The organism is Streptomyces sp. CB02414 (genome assembly GCF_001905385.1).
Taxonomy (GTDB): domain Bacteria; phylum Actinomycetota; class Actinomycetes; order Streptomycetales; family Streptomycetaceae; genus Streptomyces.
Genome location: NZ_LIPF01000003.1, coordinates 517,682 through 536,288 on the forward strand (window position 1 = coordinate 517,682; position 18,607 = coordinate 536,288).

Below are 18,607 nucleotides of genomic sequence, written 5' to 3' on the forward strand. Positions count from 1 at the left end.
ATGGCCCGCCCGGCGTCAGTCCCGTCCCACCAGCGTCAGCAGCGTCGCCTCCGGTGGGCAGGCGAAGCGGACCGGGGTGTAGCGGTTGGTGCCGCAGCCCGCCGAGACGTGGAGGTAGGAGGTGCGGCCCTCGGCCGTGTGGGTGGACAGGCCCTTCACGCGGTCCGTGTCCAGGTCGCAGTTGGTGACCAGGGCACCGTAGAAGGGGATGCAGAGCTGGCCGCCGTGGGTGTGGCCGGCGAGGACCAGGGGGTAGCCGTCCGCCGTGTAGGAGTCCAGGACGCGCAGGTACGGGGCGTGGACGACGCCCATCGAGAAGTCCGCGGTGCCGGACGGGCCGCCGGCCACCTCCGCGTACCGGTCGCGCTTGATGTGCGGGTCGTCCAGTCCCGTCAGCTCGACGGAGACGCCCTCGACCTTGAGCGTGCCGCGCGTGTTCGTGAGGTTCTGCCAGCCGGCGGCGTCGAAACCGTCGCGCAGGTCCTCCCACGGGTTGTGGACGGCGCCCACGGCGGGCGCGTTGCCGTTGAGCCCGTGGCGGCCCTGCACCTTCTCGATCAGGTACCGGGCGGGATTGCGCAGCTTGGGGCCGTAGTAGTCGTTGGAGCCGAAGACGTAGGCGCCCGGGAACTCCATCAGGGGGCCCAGCGCGTCCAGGACCTCCGGGACGCCGTCCGGGTCGGACAGGTTGTCGCCGGTGTTGATCACGAAGTCGGGGCGCAGGCCGGCCAGGGAGCGCAGCCAGCGCTGCTTCTTGCGCTGGCCGCCGACCATGTGGATGTCGGAGACCTGGAGCACGCGCAGCGGGCGCATCCCGGAGGGCAGGACGGGGATCGTCACCCGTCGCAGGCGGAAGGACCGGGCCTCGAAGCCCGCCGCGTAGACCAGACCGGCGGCGCCAACCGCCGTGATTCCCAGGGGTACTCCGTATCGCGCGCGCATGTGTCCATCGTGTCAGAAGCGGGTGCGGGAGTCGGGTGCGGGAGCCGACCGCGCGCCTGTCCGCCGGGGCGCCCTTTAATCGGCAGGCGCCCCTTCCCCGGTACCTGCGACAATCATCACCATGACCACGCTCAAGTCGAAGCTGCAGGACGACCTCAACGCCGCGATCAAGGAGCGCGACGAGCTCCGCTCCTCGACGCTCCGGCTGACGCTCGCGGCGATCACCAAGGAGGAGGTCGCGGGGAAGGAGAAGCGGGAGCTCTCCGACGACGAGGTGCAGAAGGTGATCACCCGCGAGGCGAAGAAGCGCCGCGAGGCCGCTGACGCCTTCGCCCAGGGCGGTCGCGCCGAGAGCGCCGAGCGGGAGAAGGCGGAGGGCGAGGTCCTCGCCGCCTACCTGCCCAAGCAGCTGTCCGACGACGAGCTGAACGCGGTCGTCGCGCAAGCCGTCGAGGAGGCGAAGGCGGCGGGCGCGGAGGGGCCGCGGGCCATGGGCGCCGTCATGAAGATCGTGAACCCGAAGGTGGCCGGGCAGGCCGAAGGCGGCCGGGTCGCCGCCGCCGTCAAGAAGCTGCTGGCGGGCTGATCGCCGCACTTGGTCCCAAGTTGCAGGGAGAAGGCCGGTGGCCCCCACCTTTCGGTGAGGGCCACCGGCCTTCTCGCGTACCGGGGCGAACTCAGTCGCGCCGTCCGCCGATGCCGTTGCCGCCGTTGCCCTGGCCCTGGATGAAGTTGCCCCAGCCGCCGTCGTTGCCGCCGTTGCCCGTGCCGCCGTCGATCAGGCCGCCGATGACGCCACCGGGGTCGCCGGCACCGGGGTCGCCGTCGCCGTTGCCTCCGTCGTCCCGGTCGCCGTCTTCGTCCCCGCGGCCCTTGTCCTTGTCGGCCGCGTCCGGGATGTGGACGATGTTGAACTCGTCCGCGGGCTTGCCCTCCAGGGCGCCCGACATCATGTCCCGCCAGATCGGACCGGGAACCGCGCCACCGAAGACCTTGGCGTGCGGGACACCACCGATGGTGATGTCGATCATCTTCCGCTCGTGCTTCGGGTCACCGACCCACACGGCGCCGGCCAGGTTCGGCGTGTAGCCGACGAACCATGCCGCGAAGCGCTCGTCGGTCGTACCGGTCTTGCCCGCGCTGTCGCGGCTGTCGAGGCCGGCCTGGGTACCCGTACCGTCCTCGACGACGCCCTGCAGGAGCGTGTTGATGGTGTCGGCCGTGGTCTCCGACATGGCCCGCGAGCAGGTGGACTTCGGGACCTCGAGGGACTTGCTCTTGTTGCCGATCCGCTGGGTGATCGACTCGATGGCGATCGGCGTGCAGTGCATGCCGCGCGAGGCGAAGGTCGCGTACGCGCTCGCCATGGTCAGCGGGGAGACCTCGGTGACGCCGAGGGCGATGGACGGGGTCTGCTCCAGCTTGTTGCCGTTGGCGCGCTCGACGCCCATCTTGTCCGCCATCTGCGTCACCGGGCAGATGCCGATGTCGCTGATCAGCTGTACGTAGTAGGTGTTGACCGAGAGAGCGGTCGCCTCCTTCATGTCGTACGGGCCGACCTCGGTCTCGTTCTCGTTGGCGAGCTTCGCGCCCTCGGTGTTCACCCAGTTCTTGCCGCCGCAGACCGGGACCGGGCTCGGGTACTCCATCTCGTACGGCGACGAGTACGACTGTGTCGCCGGGGTGCCGCCCTCGAGCGCGGCGGCGGCCACGATCGGCTTGAACGTCGAGCCGGGCTGGTAGCCGGCGCCGCCGCCCATGTCGTTGTTGACCGACAGGTTGAGGGTCGTCTCGCCCTTCTTGATGTCGACGCCGTAAGGGCGCGACTGGCCCATCGCCACGATCTTGCCGGTGCCGGGCTCGACGATGGTCGCCGCGGTCGCCACGTCGTCGCTCGTGTAGACGTGGTCCTTGATCGACTGCTGCACCGATTCCTGGGCCTGCGGGTCGAGGGTGGTGCGGATCGTCAGGCCGCCCTGGTTCCAGATCTTGGCCCGGTCCTCCTTCGTCTTGCCGAAGACCGGGTTGCTCAGGAACACCTCGCGCACGTAGTCGCAGAAGAAGCCCGCGCCCTTGACGGCCGTGATGCAGCCGTTCTTGGGCCGGCTGACCTTCAGCCCGAGCGGTGCCTCCTGCGCCTTGTCGGCCTCCGCCTGGGAGATGTCGCCGACCTGGGCCATGCGCGCCAGGACGACGTTGCGCCGCTTGGTGGCCTCCGCCTCGTCGTTGACCGGGTCGTACCGGCTGGGCGACTGGACGATGCCGGCGAGGAGGGCGGCCTCCTGGAGGTTGAGGTCCTTGGCGGACTTGGAGAAGTAGCGCTGGGAGGCGGCCTCGACGCCGTAGGCCTGCTGGCCGAAGAACGTGATGTTCAGGTAGTTCTCGAGGATCTTCTTCTTGCCCAGCTCCTCCTCGACCTGGATGGCGAGCTTCAGCTCGCGGATCTTGCGGCCGAGGGTCTGCTGGGTGGCCTGGGCGACCTTCGTCGGGTCGTCGCCGGCCTCCTCCACGAAGACGTTCTTGACGTACTGCTGGGTGAGCGTGGACGCGCCCTCGGAGACCTCGCCGCTGCGCGCGTTCTTGTTGAGCGCGCGCAGGACGCCCTTGAGGTCGATGGCGCCGTGCTCGTAGAAGCGCGAGTCCTCGATCGCGACGATCGCCTTCTGCATGTACGGCGAGATCTCCTTGAGGGGGACCACCGTGCGGTCGCGCGAGTAGACCGTGGCGATGGTGCCGCCCTCGGCGTCGAGGATCGAGGTGCGCTGGCTGAGCGGGGGAGTCTTCAGGTTGGCCGGGAGAGCGTCGAAACTCTCCACCGACCCCTTGGCCGCCAGCCCCAGCGCGCCCACGGCGGGCAACGCGATGCCGGCCAGCACTGCTCCCGCGAGCACACTGACACCGAGGAACTTGGCGGCCTGCTGCGTTGGTGACAGACCACCGCCCGAGCGCTTCTTTGGCATGGAGGCAGCCTACGTTCTCATTCGCCGGACACGCGTATATGCCTTGGCCTAAGCTGCACTCAACTGTCACAGCAGTGAGGCCACGTATCAATACGTCCGGCGACCCCGAATCGTTCCGGATCCGCTCGACTTTTTTCCGAGAGGCCCCGCTGGGGGGCGCGTTGGTGTGTACCGGCGTGCGTCACGGCGTGTGGGATGCGTGTCCGAATCCGCCTTGTGTGTCAATCGGTGTCCGTTGTGGCGCAACAAGAATGACCCTTATGCCGGGATAATCACGCATGTCGCCAGCTCACTCCCCCGGGTGATCTGCCGCTTACCCATAGTCCGTTCGGGCCATTCAAGATTGGGCCCGAAGGGGGTGTTGCGCTGTGTCCGCCTTCCGTAACGTCCTCAACTGGCGGCGGTGAATATGCCGCTGCCGCCGTGGGGGAGCCTCGATTCGGGAGAGGACGGCGCCGGTATGGGCTGGGTAACCGACTGGAGTGCGCAGGCCGCCTGCCGCACTACCGATCCGGACGAACTGTTCGTTCAAGGAGCAGCGCAGAACAGGGCCAAGGCGGTGTGCACCGGATGTCCGGTGCGGACCGAGTGCCTGGCCGACGCGCTCGACAACCGCGTCGAGTTCGGCGTGTGGGGAGGCATGACGGAACGGGAACGCCGCGCACTGCTGCGCCGGCGGCCCACCGTGACCTCCTGGCGCCGGCTCCTGGAGACGGCGCGGACGGAGTACGAACGAGGGGCCGGCATCGTGCCCCTCGACGACGAAGAGGTCTACGAGAACTACGCGGCCGTGGGCTGAGCGGGCCCGGAGCTTCCCCAGGGCCACGAACCCATGGGTCCAGGCGTCCGTCCAGGCCGGATCAGGCGCCCGGCTCGGGCAGCTCCGGCCGGCTCGTCGCGAGACGGGCCCCGATGTCCCGCAGCCCCGCGAGGTCGTGCACGTCGCCGGGGAGCGCGGCCACTTCGGTGACCGCCACCTCGGGGTGACGCGCGGTGAAGCGGTCACGTGTGCGCTGCTCGCGGGCGAGCAGGTGCATGCGCTCCGCGTGCAGACGCAGCAGGCCCGCGGTGAGCCGGTCGACGGACCGCTCCGGTGTGTCCTCCACAGGGTCGGTGGCTTGGGGGGCCTCGGGTGCCTCCGCAGGAGGCTCGGGAGTGTCTGAACTGTCTTGCGGGCCGGGGGAGTTACGAACTCCAGCTTTCCCGTCGTCCTGATCCACAATGCGGGGATCCTCAAGATTTTCCGCGGCGGCGAGCGCCCGCTCGGCCGACAGCCGGTCGGCGCCGCTGCCGTGGACGCGGTTGAGCACCAGGCCCGCGAGCGGCATGTCCTCGGTGGCCAGCCGCTCCACGAAGTACGCGGCCTCGCGCAGTGCGTCCCGCTCCGGGGCCGCGACCACCAGGAACGCCGTCCCGGGCGCCTGGAGCAGCTTGTACGTCGCGTCCGCGCGGGTACGGAAGCCGCCGAACATCGAGTCCATCGCGGCCACGAAGGTCTGCACGTCCTTCAGGAACTGGCCGCCCAGCACCTTCCCCAGGACGCCGGTCATCATCGACATCCCGACGTTCAGGAACTTCATGCCGGCCCGGCCGCCGACCTTCGCCGGGGCCAGCAGGACGCGGATCAGCTTGCCGTCCAGGAAGGAACCGAGGCGCTTGGGGGCGTCCAGGAAGTCCAGCGCCGAGCGGGACGGCGGGGTGTCCACCACGATGAGGTCCCAGTCGTCCCGGGCCCGCAGCTGCCCCAGCTTCTCCATCGCCATGTACTCCTGCGTGCCCGCGAAGCCCGCCGAGAGCGACTGGTAGAAGGGATTGCCCAGGATCGCCGCCGCCCGGTCGGGGTCCGCGTGCGCCTCGACGATCTCGTCGAAGGTCCGCTTCATGTCGAGCATCATGGCGTGCAGCTCGCCGCCCGCCGCGTCGTCGACGCCCTTCACCCGGCGCGGGGTGTTGTCCAGCGAGTCGATGCCCATCGACTGGGCGAGCCGCCGGGCCGGGTCGATGGTGAGGACGACCACCTTGCGGCCGCGCTCGGCCGCGCGCAGGCCCAGGGCCGCCGCGGTGGTCGTCTTGCCGACCCCGCCCGAGCCGCAGCACACCACGATGCGGGTCTGCGGGTCCTCCAGCAGCGGGTCGACGTCGAGCACCCGCGCGGGGGACAGGTGCCGGGCACCCTCCTGGTGGCGGGCGCTCTCCTGGTGGCGGCCGGCCGGGTCCGGACTCATGCGATCCCCTGCTTCCGCAGCTCGGTGGCCAGTTCGTACAGGCCCGCCAGGTCCATGCCCTCGGCGAGCAGCGGCAGTTCGTGCAGCGGAAGGTCCAGTCCGGTCAGGACGGCCCGCTGCTCCTCCTCCAGGGCGTACCGCTCGGCGTACTCCTCGGCCTGCGCCAGCAGCGGGTCCACCAGGCGCTCGGCGTGCCCGCCGCGCCGCGCCCCGCCGAGCCCGGCGGCGGACAGGGAGCGGGCGAGCGCCGTACGCGGTGTGCCCCGTACGAGGTCCAGCCCGGCCGCGTCCAGCACCGCGGGCCGGACCATGTTGACGACGACCCGCCCCACCGGGAGCCGCGCCGCCCGCAGCTCGGCGATGCCGTCCGCGGTCTCCTGGACCGGCATCTCCTCCAGCAGCGTCACCAGGTGCACGGCGGTCTCCCGCGACTTGAGCACCCGCATCACCGCCTGTGCCTGATTGTGTATCGGGCCGACCTTCGCGAGCCCGGCCACCTCGTCGTTGACGTTGAGGAAGCGCGTGATGCGGCCGGTCGGCGGGGCGTCCATGACGACGTAGTCGTACGCGAACCGCCCGCGCTTGTCCTTGCGGCGCACCGCCTCGCACGCCTTGCCGGTCAGCAGGACGTCTCTGACCCCGGGCGCGATGGTGGTCGCGAAGTCGATCGCCCCGAGCTTCTTCAGCGCTCGTCCGGCGCTGCCCAGTTTGTAGAACATCTGGAGGTAGTCCAGAAGCGCCAGTTCGGGGTCGATGGCCAGGGCGTACACCTCCCCGCCCCCGGGAGCGACGGCGATCTTCCGCTCCTCATAAGGCAGCGCCTCCGTTTCGAAGAGCTGCGCGATGCCCTGGCGACCCTCGACCTCGACGAGAAGCGCGCGCTTCCCCTCGGTGGCCAGGGCCAGCGCGAGGGCCGCGGCCACCGTGGTCTTGCCGGTTCCGCCCTTGCCGCTGACGACCTGGAGCCTGCTCACGTATTCGAGCGTAACCAGTCCGCCCGCCGAGTACGCCGGAGGCTGTGGACAACGTCGCCCCGGGCGACCGCCGGAAGGGCGGTGGGCAACGGCTAGAGTCGGCCACATGACCAAGTGGGAATACGCAACCGTGCCGCTGCTCGTCCACGCAACGAAGCAGATTCTGGACACCTGGGGCGAGGACGGCTGGGAGCTCGTCCAGGTGGTGCCCGGACCGAACAACCCCGAGCAGCTCGTGGCCTACCTGAAGCGGGAGAAGCAGGCGTGAGCGCCGTCGAGGCCAAGCTGGCCGAGCTCGGTCTGACGCTGCCCGAGGTCGTCCCTCCGCTGGCCGCCTACCAGCCGGCCGTGCAGTCCGGCCCCTACGTGTACACCTCCGGCCAGCTGCCCATGCTGGACGGCAAGCTTCCGGTCACCGGCAAGGTGGGCGCCGAGGTCACCCCGGACGAGGCCAAGGAACTGGCGCGCACCTGCGCGCTGAACGCCCTGGCCGCCGTGAAGTCCGTCGCCGGTGACCTCGACCGCGTCGCGCGCGTCGTGAAGGTCGTCGGCTTCGTCGCGTCCGCGTCCGACTTCACCGGCCAGCCGGGCGTGATCAACGGCGCCAGCGAGCTCCTCGGCGAGGTGCTGGGCGACAAGGGCGTCCACGCCCGCAGCGCGGTCGGCGTGGCGGTCCTGCCGCTGGACGCGCCGGTCGAGGTCGAGGTGCAGGTGGAGCTGACGCAGGCGTGACGCGCCACCGCGCGTGACACAGGCGTAGCGGCCACCCGCGCGGGTGCGGCGGCGCGGGCGTGCGGCTCCGGGCGTGCCCCCGTGCCGTGGGGCTCACCTGCGCCGCGCCCGCCGCGCCGTGCGGGGCCGGAAGCGTGGGCGGGTGTTGCGGGCGATCCGGCAGCAGAGCTTGCTTCCCTGGGCACGGCGCCGCAGGCGTAATGGCCACCCGCGCGGGCGTGCCCCCCCGTGCTGTGCGGGTCCTGCGGCGCCCGCCGCGCCGTGTGGAGCCGGAAGCGTGGGCGGGTGTTGCCGGCGATCCGGCAGCAGAGCTTGCTTCCCTGGGCACGGCGCCGCAGGCGTAATGGCCACCCGCGCGGGCGTACCCCCCCCCGTGCCGTGCGGGTCCTGCGGCGGCTTCCGCGCCGGGTGCGGCCGTAAGCGTGGGCGGGTGTTGCCGGGCCGGCAACAAAGCTCGCCTCCCCGGGCGCGTCGCCGCAGGATCGCCGCGGTGCCCCCGCGCGGAGCGGTGCCGGCACCGGACCGACCGCACGTGCCAGGAGGAGCCATGCCGCAGCCGCCCGCGACCGACCGACACCTTCCCGTCCACCGTCTGGTGCCCTCCCCGGCCGGGCGGACCCACCTGGTGGAGCAGGGCAGCGGGCCGCTGGTCCTGCTCGTGCACGGCTTCCCGGAGTCCTGGTACTCCTGGCGCCGCCAGCTGCCCGCGCTCGCCGCCGCCGGCCACCGCGCGGTCGCCGTCGACGTACGCGGCTACGGGCGATCCTCGCGGCCGGAGGCGGTCGAGGCGTACCGGATGCTCGACCTGGTGGCGGACCAGGTCGCCGTGGTGGAGGCCCTCGGGGAGCGGTCCGCGGTGATCGTCGGCCACGACTGGGGCGCGACCGTCGCCGCGCACTGCGCGCTCCTGCGGCCGGACGTGTTCCGCGCGGTGGGCCTGCTGAGCGTGCCGTACACCCCGCCGGGCGGCCCGAGGCCGAGCGAGGCCTTCGCCGCCATGAGCGATCCCGCCGGGCCGTTCGCCGGGCAGGAGTTCTACGTCTCGTACTTCCAGGAGTCCGGCCGAGCCGAGGCCGAGATCGAGCCGGACGTACGCGGCTGGCTCGCAGGCTTCTACGCCGCCCTGTCCGCCGACACCATGCCGGGCCCCGACGCCCCCGACCCGCACTTCGTCGCCCCCGGCGGCCGGCTCCGGGACCGTTTCCCGGCCCACGGGCGGCTGCCCTCCTGGCTGAGCGAGGAGGAGCTGGACGTCTACGCGGGGGAGTTCGAGCGCACCGGCCTGACCGGGGCCCTCAACCGCTACCGCAACATGGACCGCGACTGGGCCGACCTGGCCGCTCACCGGGGCGCCCCGATCACCCAGCCGTCCCTCTTCCTGGGCGGCGGCCTCGACGCCTCCACCACCTGGCTGTCCGACGCGATCGCGGCCTACCCCGACACGCTGCCCGGCCTGACCGCCTCGCACCTGATCGACGGCTGCGGGCACTGGCTCCAGCAGGAGCGCCCCGAGGAGACGAACCGGCTGCTCACCGAGTGGCTGGCCGCCCTCCCCGGCTGACCCGAGCCCGCCCCCGGCCGGCGCACACTCCGCCCCGGGGGCCACTCGAACATCCGCCCGTCACCGGATAGCCTCCGGCCATGGCGAACGGTCACGCGAACGAGCAGGCGAACGGCCAGTGGTACCCCCCGGAGTGGCCGGACCGCATCCGCGCGCTGGCGGCCGGCACCCTCTCGCCGGTCACCCCCAAGCGCGCGGCCACCGTCATGCTCCTGAAGGACACCGACAGCGGTCCGGCCGTCCACATGCTGCGCCGCCGCACCTCCATGGCGTTCGCGGGGGGCGCGTACGCCTATCCGGGTGGCGGTGTCGATCCGCGCGACGACGACCGTGACATCGGCTGGGCGGGCCCCACGCGCGCGTGGTGGGCGGACCGGCTCGGCGTCGACGAGGCGGGCGCCCAGGCGATCGTCTGCGCGGCCGTCCGGGAGACCTTCGAGGAGGCCGGCGTGCTGCTGGCCGGCCCGACCGGCGACTCGGTGGTCGGCGACACGACCGGTGCCGACTGGGAGGCCGACCGGACCGCCCTGGTCGGCCGTGAGCTGTCCTTCGCGGAGTTCCTGGACCGCCGGGGCCTCGTCCTGCGCTCCGACCTGCTGGGCGCCTGGGCGCGCTGGATCACCCCGGAGTTCGAGTCCCGCCGCTACGACACGTGGTTCTTCGTGGCCGCCCTGCCCGAGGGCCAGCGCACCCGCAACGCCTCCACGGAGGCCGACCGCACGGTGTGGATCACCCCGGCCGACGCCGCGTCCGGGTACGACAAGGGCGAACTGCTGATGATGCCGCCGACCATCGCGACCCTGCGCGGTCTGGCGGAGTGCGCTACGGCGGCCGGGGCGCTCGCGTCGGCCCCGGACCGTGACATGACGCCGGTACTGGCGCGGGCCCGGCTGGAGGGCGGGGAGATCGTGCTCTCCTGGCCGGGACACGACGAGTTCACCAAGCACGTGCCGGGCACAGCACCGGACAGCGCACCGGCGACACCTTCCGACCCGACCCCGGGAGCCCCCGCATGACGAACGCGGCAGCACTGCCCGGCCAGCCGAGGGGCGGCGTCCTCTCGGGGCCCGCCACCGCGCGCGCGGTGAACGTCCTCGCGCCCAACGCCTCCGCGATGACCCTGGACGGCACGAACACCTGGATCCTCGCCGAGCCCGGCTCCGACCTGGCCGTCGTCGTCGACCCGGGGCCGCTGGACGACACCCACCTGCGGCACGTCGTCGACACGGCAGAGCGGGCGGGCAGGCGTGTCGCCCTCACCCTGCTGACGCACGGTCACCCGGACCACGCGGAAGGCGCCGCCCGCTTCGCCGAGCTGACCGGAACGAACGTACGGGCGCTGGACCCGGCGCTGCGGCTGGGCGACGAGGGGCTGGCCGCCGGGGACGTGATCGAGGTCGGCGGCCTGGAGCTGAGGGTCGTACCGACCCCCGGCCACACAGCGGACTCCCTGTGCTTCCATCTCCCGGCCGACCAGGCGGTCCTGACGGGCGACACCGTCCTGGGGCGCGGTACGACCGTGGTGGCCCACCCCGACGGGCGGCTCGGCGACTACCTGGACTCCCTGCGCCGCCTCAGGTCGCTCACGGCCGACGACGGGGTACACACGGTGCTCCCGGGGCACGGGCCGGTCCTGGACGACGCCCAGGGCGCCGTCGAGTACTACCTCGCCCATCGCGCCCACCGCCTCGCGCAGGTCGAGACGGCGGTGGAGGACGGCTGCCGGACTCCGGCGGAGGTCGTCGCCCGCGTCTACGCGGACGTCGACCGTTCACTCTGGCCGGCGGCGGAACTGTCGGTGCGGGCCCAGCTGGAGTACCTGGGCGAGCACGGGCTCATCTAGCCACGCCCCCCTGGGGCGCGTCAGCGGGAGCGCTTGGCCAGCCGCTCCACGTCCAGCAGGATCACCGCGCGGGCCTCCAGGCGGAGCCAGCCGCGCTGGGCGAAGTCCGCCAGCGCCTTGTTGACCGTCTCGCGGGACGCGCCGACCAGCTGGGCCAGCTCCTCCTGCGTCAGGTCGTGCACGACGTGGATGCCCTCCTCGGACTGCACGCCGAAGCGGCGGGACAGGTCCAGCAGGGCGCGGGCGACACGGCCGGGGACGTCCGAGAAGACCAGGTCCGACATGGCGTCGTTGGTCTTGCGCAGGCGGCGCGCGACGGCGCGCAGCAGGGCGGTGGCCACCTCCGGACGCACGTTCAGCCAGGGCTGGAGGTCGGGGTGGCCGAGGGCGAGCAGCTTCACCTCGGTCAGCGCGGTGGCGGTCGCCGTGCGCGGGCCCGGGTCGAAGAGCGACAGCTCGCCGATCAGCTCGCTGGGACCGACCACGGCCAGCATGTTCTCGCGGCCGTCGGGGGACGTGCGGTGGAGCTTCACCTTGCCTTCGGTGACCACGTAGAGGCGGTCTCCGGGGTCGCCCTCGTGGAACAGCGAGTCGCCCCGGGCGAGGGTCACCTCACTCATGGAGGCGCGGAGCTCCGCGGATTGCTCGTCGTCGAGCGCCGCGAAGAGCGGGTTGCGCCGCAGAACGTCGTCCACGAGTTCTCTCCTTGTCGACCGGCTCAGAGGATCTTGTTCCCCCGGTGTACCAGGGGTCCGTGGTGCCCATTTTGCCGGACAGTCCAAACAGTGTGATCTGTCACAAGGATGCCGCACTGGTGTCCCGGGGTACGCGGCAGGGGTCCAATTGGGCGCCGATCTTCGAGGTCCGGGGCGGATGTCGGTGGCGGGCCGTAGGCTGGCCGGGTGTCCAAATCGCCGGTGAGAGCACAGGCAGAGGGGGCTGCACGGGTGGGTGCACGTCGCGATTCCGCTGTGGGCGAACAGGGCCCCGATGGCGGTAGGAAAACGGCGAAAGCGACAAAGAAGGCGGCACCTGCCAAGAGGGTGACCGCGGAGAAGGGTGCCGTGAAGAAGTCCGCCGGGAAGAGCGTCGAGAAGCAGGCGGCCGTCAGGAAGCAGGCGCCCGCCAAGAAGCCCCCCGTCGCCCCCAAGAAGGCCACCGCCGCCGTCAAGGGCGTCGCCCCGGCGAAGACCGTCGCCGCGAAACCGGCGCGCGAGGAGTCCCGCACCGCGCTGGTCCGCCGCGCCCGCCGCATCAACCGCGAGCTCGCCGAGGTCTACCCGTACGCCCACCCGGAGCTGGACTTCGAGAACCCCTTCCAGCTGGTCGTGGCCACCGTGCTGTCCGCCCAGACCACCGACCTGCGCGTCAACCAGACGACACCCGCGCTCTTCGCGAAGTACCCGACCCCCGAGGATCTGGCCGCGGCCAACCCCGAGGAGGTCGAGGAGATCCTGCGCCCCACCGGCTTCTTCCGGGCCAAGACCAAGTCGGTCATAGGGCTGTCCAAGGCGCTGGCGGAGGACTTCGGCGGCGAGGTCCCCGGCCGCCTCGAAGACCTCGTCAAACTGCCCGGCGTGGGCCGCAAGACCGCCTTCGTCGTACTGGGCAACGCCTTCGGCCGCCCCGGCATCACCGTGGACACCCACTTCCAGCGCCTGGTGCGCCGCTGGCAGTGGACCGCCGAGACCGACCCGGACAAGATCGAGGCCGCCGTCGGCGCGCTCTTCCCGAAGAGCGACTGGACCGACCTGTCCCACCACGTCATCTGGCACGGCCGCCGGATCTGCCACGCCCGCAAGCCCGCCTGCGGCGCCTGCCCGATCGCCCCGCTCTGCCCGGCGTACGGCGAGGGCGAGACGGATCCCGAGAAGGCGAAGAAGCTCCTGAAGTACGAGAAGGGCGGCCTCCCCGGCCAGCGGCTGAACCCACCGCAGGCCTACCTGGACGCGGGCGGGAAGCCGGCGCCGCCGCTGGGGGCCGGGTGACGGAACGATCTCGGGGGCGTCGGGCGTTGGAATCGGCAGGACGGGGGTGGAGATGACTCGGGCGAGTGACACGCAGGGCGGCACACGCGGCGCCATGCTCAGCACGGAGGGCCTGCCCGGCTGGCTGGACCCGGTGGTGCGGGCCGTCGCGACGGTGCGGCCCACCCAGCTGAGCCGCTTTCTGCCCCCCGAGGACGGCGCCGGACGCCAGTCCGCCGTGCTGATCCTGTTCGGTGAGTCGGAAGGCGGCCGGGGCCCGGAACTGCTGCTGATGGAGCGGGCCGGCACCCTGCGCTCGCACGCCGGGCAGCCGGCCTTCCCGGGCGGTGCCCTCGACCCCGAGGACGGCGACCCGCAGGGCGAGGGGCCGCTGCGGGCCGCGCTGCGCGAGGCCGAGGAGGAGACCGGCCTCGATCCGTCCGGCGTGCAGCTCTTCGGTGTCCTGCCCAAGCTCTACATCCCGGTCAGCGAGTTCGTCGTCACCCCGGTCCTCGCCTGGTGGCGCGAGCCCACCCCCGTCGGTGTGGTCGATCCGAACGAGACGGCGCGGGTCTTCACCGTCCCCGTGGCCGATCTCACGGACCCCGCCAACCGGGTCACCACCCTCCATCCCAGCGGCCACAAGGGCCCCGCGTTCCTGGTCGAATCGGCGCTCGTCTGGGGCTTCACGGCCGGCATCATCGACCGGTTGCTGCACTTCGCGGGCTGGGAGCGGCCCTGGGACAGGGAGAAGCAGGTCCCGCTGGACTGGCGGTCATGACAGGGTGACCGGTGTGAGCGTAGGACGACGAGGCGGGGCCTGAATCGGTGAACGTGCTGGACATCCTCTTGCTGCTGGCCGCCGTCTGGTTCGCGATCGTCGGCTTCCGCCAGGGCTTCGTCGTCGGCATCCTGTCCGTGGTCGGCTTCCTCGGCGGCGGCCTCGTCGCCGTCTATCTGCTGCCGGTGGTCTGGGACGCGCTGACGGACAACGCGGAGGTGAGTACGACCGCCGCCGTCGTCGCGGTCGTCGTCGTCATCGTCTGCGCCTCCGTCGGCCAGGCCCTGACCACGCACCTCGGCAACAAGCTGCGGCGCTACATCACCTGGTCCCCGGCCCGCGCTCTGGACGCCACCGGCGGCGCGCTGGTCAACGTGGTGGCGATGCTGCTGGTCGCTTGGCTGATCGGTGCCGCCCTCGCCCAGACCACTATGCCGACGATAGGCAAGGAGGTCCGGCAGTCCCACGTGCTGTCGGGCGTGCAGGAGGTGCTGCCGGACCAGGCCGACACCTGGTTCAACAGCTTCAGCTCCGTCCTCGCGCGCAACGGCTTCCCACAGGTCTTCAGCCCGTTCGCCAACGAGCCGATCACCGAGGTCCAGCCGCCCGACCCCGCACTGGCGAACAGCCCGGTCGCCGTCCGCGCCAAGCGCTCCATCGTCAAGGTCATGGGCACCGCCCCCGACTGCGGCAAGGTCCTGGAGGGCACCGGCTTCGTCTTCGCCGAGCGCCGCGTCATGACCAACGCCCACGTGGTGGGCGGCGTCGACGAGCCCACGGTGCAGATAGGCGGCGAGGGCAGGAAGTACGACGCGACGGTCGTCCTCTACGACTGGCGGCGCGACATCGCCGTACTGGACGTGCCGGAACTGGACGCGCCCGCGCTGCGGTTCAGCGAGGATGACGCGGTCCGCGACGACGGCGCGATCGTGGCCGGGTTCCCGGAGAACGGGGCGTACGACGTCCGCGCCGCGCGCGTGCGCGGGCGCATCACGGCCAACGGCCCGGACATCTACCACCGCGACACCGTCGGCCGCGACGTCTACTCGCTGTATGCGACCGTCCGTCAGGGCAACTCCGGCGGCCCGCTGCTGACGCCCGAGGGCGAGGTCTACGGGGTGGTCTTCGCCAAGTCCCTGGACGACCCCGACACCGGCTACGCGCTCACCGCCGACGAGATCCGCGAGGACATCGCCGAGGGCCGCACCGCCAACCAGCAGGTGGACAGCGACAGCTGCGCGCTCTAGGAGCCGGCTTCCGGTTCGGAGCCCGGGGAGGTCGCGGCGGGCGCGCGGGTGTCAGCCGACGCCGCGTGGATGGCGCAGGCGTACGGAGACCCAGCGGGCCCGGCGGCGCAGGATGCGCGGAATGCCCACCCGGAGGTCCGCCGCCGCGAGTTGCGGGGTGTCTCCTCGTCGGTGGGTGCTGCTCACGCCGCTCGTGGAGCGGCCGTCGCGTGCTACGTCACTGTAGTCGTGCGTCCAGCCCATACCCCGACGTGTGCCCCCGCCCGAAGGTCGATAACCGTTCCTGGGGCGCCCAATTGGCCTATGCGCCGGGCAAGTGGCCGTTCATAGGACAAGCGTTCCGGTTCGGGTACCGGGCGCGTCCGTACGGTCACCGATCGGGTTCGGGATCCTTCAGCCAATTGATCAGTTCGGTGGAAAAGGCGACCGGATCCTCTTCGTGCGGGAAGTGCCCGAGGCCGTCGAACAGCCGCCACCGGTAGGGCGCTTCGACGTACTGCCCGGACCCGGCCGCGCTCCGGGTCCGCATCACCGGGTCCAGCGAGCCGTGCAGGTGCAGCGTCGGCACCCGCACCGGCCGCTTCATGCGGCGGTAGAACTGGATGCCGTCCGGACGGGCGAGCGAGCGCACCAGCCAGCGGTACGGCTCGACGGAGCAGTGCGCCGTGGAGGGGATGCACATGGCGCGGCGGTAGGCCGCCACCGCCTCCTCGTCCAGCGGCCGGGGGCCCGACCAGTCGTCGATCAGCCGCCCGACCAGCGCGCCGTCCTCCGCGGTCAGTTGGCGCTCCGGGATCCAGGGGCGCTGGAACCCCCAGATGTAGGAGCCCGCGCGGGTCTGGCGGACGTCCCCGAGCATGGCCGAGCGCCAGCGCCGCGGGTGCGGCATCGAGGAGACCGCGAGCCGCCGTACGAGCTTGGGCCGCATCGCGGCGGCCGTCCAGGCCAGGTAGCCGCCCAGATCGTGGCCGACCAGCGCGGCGTCCGGCTCGCCGAGCGAGCGGACCACGCCGGTGATGTCGAGGGCCAGGCCGGCCGGGTCGTAGCCGCGCGGGGTGCGGTCGCTGCCGCCGACGCCGCGCAGGTCCATGGCGACGGCGCGGAAACCGGCGTCCGCGAGCGCCGACAGCTGGTGCCGCCAGGTCCACCAGAACTGCGGGAAGCCGTGCAGCAGCAGTACCAGCGGTCCGTCCCCCGCCTCCGCGATGTGGAAGCGGGCGCCGTTGGCGGCGACGTCCCGGTGGGTGACCTCGCGCCCGCCGGGGATGTCGAGGCGTACGACCGAGGCGGGGTTCTGCGCCGACGGGGATGGCTCCATCGGGGTGGCGGGGTCCGTCATGAGGACGAGCGTGCCACAGCCTCGATGGCTTCGGGGGACCGGTCCGCGGGCAGCTCGGGACGCGGGTGCGGCTTGGCGTTCTGCAGCACGCCCGCCGACTGCTTCACCGAGGCGGCGACCTTCTGCGGGCCCTTGCCCTTCTTGGCCTTCTTCGCGAAGACGACGCCGATCAGCGCGAGCAGGCCGGCGACGAGGACGTTCGCCGCGAAGGACAGCAGGAAGCAGACCGCCATGTTCCAGCCGCTCCAGGTCCGGATGCCGTAGGCCAGCGCGAAGCTCAGCATCGGCAGCGAGAACACCAGGAGCAGGCCCGCGAGCGAGAACGCGCCGCCGCTCGTCGCCCCGCGCTTGACGTCCTGCCGCAGCTGGGCCTTGGCCAGTGCGATCTCGTCGTGCACGAGCGCCGACAATTCGGTGGTCGCCGAGGCGAACAGCTGGCCGATGCTGCGTTCGGTGCCGACCGGGCTGCCGTCGGGTGCGCTCATCGCGTCTCTCCCTCTTCCGCTGGCTGATCTGCGTACGGTTCCGTGGCTGTCGGACGCCGCCTGACTGCCGCGGCCCGACCGTGTACGGTCCGTCTTTTGTACCGTCTCGTCAGATCATGCCGGACCGTCGCCCTCATCGCCTGCCCCGCCCGGCACTTCGGCAAGCCGCGCCGACTCCATCTCCTCGGCGATCCGGCGGTGCTCGGCGGCCTTCTTCTCGTAGATGGCGGCCACCCGCAGGTGGTACGCCGGGTCGTCCTCCTCGTAGATGTCCGGCACGCCGCTGAGGTCCTCGTCGCGCTCCTCGGCCTCGGTCAGCTTGCGGTACTTGGCGTTCCGAATCTTCAGCAGCACGGTGGCCAGCAGCGCCGCGACGACCGAGCCGGTCAGGACGGCGGCCTTGACCTCGTCGGTCATCGCCGCGTCGCCCTCGAAGGCCAGCTCGCCGATCAGCAGCGACACGGTGAAGCCGATGCCGGCCAGCGTGGCCACCGCGAACACGTCGGCCCATTGGAGGTCGTCGCTGAGCGAGGCCCGGGTGAAGCGCGCCGTCAGCCAGGTGCCGCCGAAGATGCCCAGCGTCTTGCCGACCACGAGCCCGAGGACCACGCCCAGGGTCTCCGGCTTGGTGAACACGTCGGCCAGCGCCCCGCCCGAGATCGACACACCCGCGCTGAACAGCGCGAACAGCGGCACGGCCAGACCTGCCGACAGGGGGCGGACCAGGTGCTCGATGTGCTCGCCGGGGGAGTGCCGCTCGCCCTCGCGGGTGTGGCAGCGCAGCATCAGGCCCATCGCGACGCCGGCGATGGTGGCGTGGACGCCGCTGTTGTACATCAGCCCCCAGACGACGAGGCCGAGCGGGACGTACACGTACCAGCCGCGCACCCCCTTGCGCAGCAGCAGCCAGAAGACGACGAGGCCGACGACGGCGCCGCCGAGCGCGGCGAAGTTCAGGCTGTCGGTGAAGAAGACCGCGATGATCAGGATCGCGAAGAGGTCGTCGACGACGGCGAGCGTCAGCAGGAAGGCGCGCAGGGCGCTCGGCAGGGAGGTGCCGATGACGGCGAGCACGGCGAGCGCGAAGGCGATGTCGGTGGCGGTGGGCACGGCCCAGCCGGCCAGCGAGCCACCGCCGGAGGTGGCGGTGACGGTGTACACGAGGGCCGGCACGGCCATACCGCACAGCGCCGCGACCACCGGGAGCGCGGCGGCCTTCGGGTCCTTCAGGTCGCCGGCGACCAGCTCGCGCTTGAGCTCGATGCCGGCGACGAAGAAGAAGATCGCCAGCAGTCCGTCGGCGGCCCAGTGCGCGACCGACAGGTCGAGGCCGATGGACTCGATCCCGAAGTGGAAGTCGCTGACGCTCTCGTAGCTGTCGCCGAACGCCGGTATGTTCGCCCACACCAGTGCGGCGATCGCGGCGACGAGCAGCAGCACGCCACCGACGGTCTCGGTGCGCAGCGCTTCGGCGACGTAGTTCCGCTCGGGGAGGGACAGCCGTCCGAAGGCTTTACGGGGGGTGCGGGGCGCGGTCACGGAAAGGTCCTC

General features: G+C 71.8%; 19 protein-coding genes. 10 read left to right on the top strand and 9 right to left on the bottom strand.

Going from position 1 to position 18,607, the window contains the following annotated elements; genetic code table 11:
* Positions 1 to 15: 15 nt before the first annotated feature.
* On the bottom strand, positions 16 to 942 hold the full coding sequence (locus tag AMK11_RS13420; RefSeq protein ID WP_073726575.1) for a metallophosphoesterase: 927 nt from the start codon (positions 940 to 942) through the stop codon (positions 16 to 18).
* 121 nt (positions 943 to 1,063) lie between these two features.
* Between AMK11_RS13420 and AMK11_RS13425 the strand changes: the two genes are divergently transcribed.
* Positions 1,064 to 1,528: a GatB/YqeY domain-containing protein gene (locus AMK11_RS13425; protein WP_073726577.1), complete on the top strand. Its 465-nt coding sequence runs from the start codon at positions 1,064 to 1,066 to the stop codon at positions 1,526 to 1,528.
* A 91-nt stretch (positions 1,529 to 1,619) separates the two neighbouring features.
* Here AMK11_RS13425 and AMK11_RS13430 read toward each other — a convergent pair whose 3' ends face one another.
* Positions 1,620 to 3,902, bottom strand: a complete 2,283-nt coding sequence (locus AMK11_RS13430) for a transglycosylase domain-containing protein (RefSeq protein ID WP_073726579.1) — start codon at positions 3,900 to 3,902, stop codon at positions 1,620 to 1,622.
* 460 nt (positions 3,903 to 4,362) lie between these two features.
* On the opposite strand from AMK11_RS13430, the gene wblA reads away from it, so the two are divergent.
* Entirely contained in the window at positions 4,363 to 4,701 is a 339-nt protein-coding gene (wblA, locus tag AMK11_RS13440; protein WP_019329806.1) for a transcriptional regulator WblA, read from the top strand.
* Between the two features lie 61 nt (positions 4,702 to 4,762).
* Here the strand turns inward: wblA and AMK11_RS13445 are convergent, their stop codons facing one another.
* Positions 4,763 to 6,127, bottom strand: a complete 1,365-nt coding sequence (locus AMK11_RS13445) for an ArsA family ATPase (RefSeq protein ID WP_073726581.1) — start codon at positions 6,125 to 6,127, stop codon at positions 4,763 to 4,765.
* Positions 6,124 to 7,101, bottom strand: a complete 978-nt coding sequence (locus AMK11_RS13450) for an ArsA-related P-loop ATPase (protein WP_073726583.1) — start codon at positions 7,099 to 7,101, stop codon at positions 6,124 to 6,126. Before AMK11_RS13450 ends, AMK11_RS13445 begins: the two co-directional genes overlap by 4 nt.
* 106 nt (positions 7,102 to 7,207) lie before the next feature.
* Between AMK11_RS13450 and AMK11_RS36815 the strand changes: the two genes are divergently transcribed.
* The 5 genes from AMK11_RS36815 (at position 7,208) to AMK11_RS13470 (ending at position 11,237) form a co-directional block, all read left to right on the top strand.
* Positions 7,208 to 7,369 (top strand): DUF4177 domain-containing protein, encoded by a 162-nt coding sequence (locus tag AMK11_RS36815; protein WP_003975360.1) that lies wholly within the window; start codon positions 7,208 to 7,210, stop codon positions 7,367 to 7,369.
* Complete coding sequence (locus tag AMK11_RS13455) at positions 7,366 to 7,833, top strand: RidA family protein (RefSeq protein WP_073726585.1); 468 nt, start codon at positions 7,366 to 7,368, stop codon at positions 7,831 to 7,833. Before AMK11_RS36815 ends, AMK11_RS13455 begins: the two co-directional genes overlap by 4 nt.
* 547 nt (positions 7,834 to 8,380) lie before the next feature.
* The gene (locus AMK11_RS13460; protein WP_073726587.1) at positions 8,381 to 9,394 is read left to right on the top strand and encodes an alpha/beta fold hydrolase; all 1,014 of its coding nucleotides are present in this window, start codon (positions 8,381 to 8,383) and stop codon (positions 9,392 to 9,394) included.
* Between the two features lie 80 nt (positions 9,395 to 9,474).
* On the top strand, positions 9,475 to 10,410 hold the full coding sequence (locus AMK11_RS13465; RefSeq protein WP_073726589.1) for an NUDIX hydrolase: 936 nt from the start codon (positions 9,475 to 9,477) through the stop codon (positions 10,408 to 10,410).
* Complete coding sequence (locus tag AMK11_RS13470) at positions 10,407 to 11,237, top strand: MBL fold metallo-hydrolase (RefSeq protein WP_073726591.1); 831 nt, start codon at positions 10,407 to 10,409, stop codon at positions 11,235 to 11,237. Before AMK11_RS13465 ends, AMK11_RS13470 begins: the two co-directional genes overlap by 4 nt.
* Positions 11,238 to 11,257: 20 nt before the next feature.
* Here AMK11_RS13470 and AMK11_RS13475 read toward each other — a convergent pair whose 3' ends face one another.
* Positions 11,258 to 11,932: a Crp/Fnr family transcriptional regulator gene (locus AMK11_RS13475; RefSeq protein WP_073726592.1), complete on the bottom strand. Its 675-nt coding sequence runs from the start codon at positions 11,930 to 11,932 to the stop codon at positions 11,258 to 11,260.
* A gap of 252 nt (positions 11,933 to 12,184) precedes the next feature.
* On the opposite strand from AMK11_RS13475, the gene nth reads away from it, so the two are divergent.
* Genes nth through AMK11_RS13490 form a run of 3 tightly spaced genes read left to right on the top strand, consistent with a single transcriptional unit; the run spans position 12,185 to position 15,232 of the window.
* The gene (nth, locus tag AMK11_RS13480) at positions 12,185 to 13,225 is read left to right on the top strand and encodes an endonuclease III (protein WP_383582580.1); all 1,041 of its coding nucleotides are present in this window, start codon (positions 12,185 to 12,187) and stop codon (positions 13,223 to 13,225) included.
* A gap of 52 nt (positions 13,226 to 13,277) precedes the next feature.
* The gene (locus AMK11_RS13485; protein ID WP_073726842.1) at positions 13,278 to 13,985 is read left to right on the top strand and encodes an NUDIX hydrolase; all 708 of its coding nucleotides are present in this window, start codon (positions 13,278 to 13,280) and stop codon (positions 13,983 to 13,985) included.
* Positions 13,986 to 14,032: 47 nt separating this feature from the next.
* Complete coding sequence (locus tag AMK11_RS13490; protein WP_073726596.1) at positions 14,033 to 15,232, top strand: MarP family serine protease; 1,200 nt, start codon at positions 14,033 to 14,035, stop codon at positions 15,230 to 15,232.
* Between the two features lie 51 nt (positions 15,233 to 15,283).
* On the opposite strand, the gene AMK11_RS13495 is transcribed toward AMK11_RS13490, so the two are convergent.
* From AMK11_RS13495 to nhaA, 4 genes are all read right to left on the bottom strand, one after another.
* Positions 15,284 to 15,475, bottom strand: coding sequence for a hypothetical protein (locus tag AMK11_RS13495; protein WP_073726598.1), 192 nt, complete (start codon positions 15,473 to 15,475; stop codon positions 15,284 to 15,286).
* A gap of 127 nt (positions 15,476 to 15,602) precedes the next feature.
* The gene (locus AMK11_RS13500) at positions 15,603 to 16,571 is read right to left on the bottom strand and encodes an alpha/beta fold hydrolase (protein WP_073726600.1); all 969 of its coding nucleotides are present in this window, start codon (positions 16,569 to 16,571) and stop codon (positions 15,603 to 15,605) included.
* Positions 16,568 to 17,056: a phage holin family protein gene (locus AMK11_RS13505; protein WP_073726602.1), complete on the bottom strand. Its 489-nt coding sequence runs from the start codon at positions 17,054 to 17,056 to the stop codon at positions 16,568 to 16,570. Before AMK11_RS13505 ends, AMK11_RS13500 begins: the two co-directional genes overlap by 4 nt.
* A 114-nt stretch (positions 17,057 to 17,170) precedes the next feature.
* Positions 17,171 to 18,595, bottom strand: coding sequence for a Na+/H+ antiporter NhaA (nhaA, locus tag AMK11_RS13510; protein ID WP_073726604.1), 1,425 nt, complete (start codon positions 18,593 to 18,595; stop codon positions 17,171 to 17,173).
* Between the last annotated feature and the right edge of the window lie 12 nt (positions 18,596 to 18,607).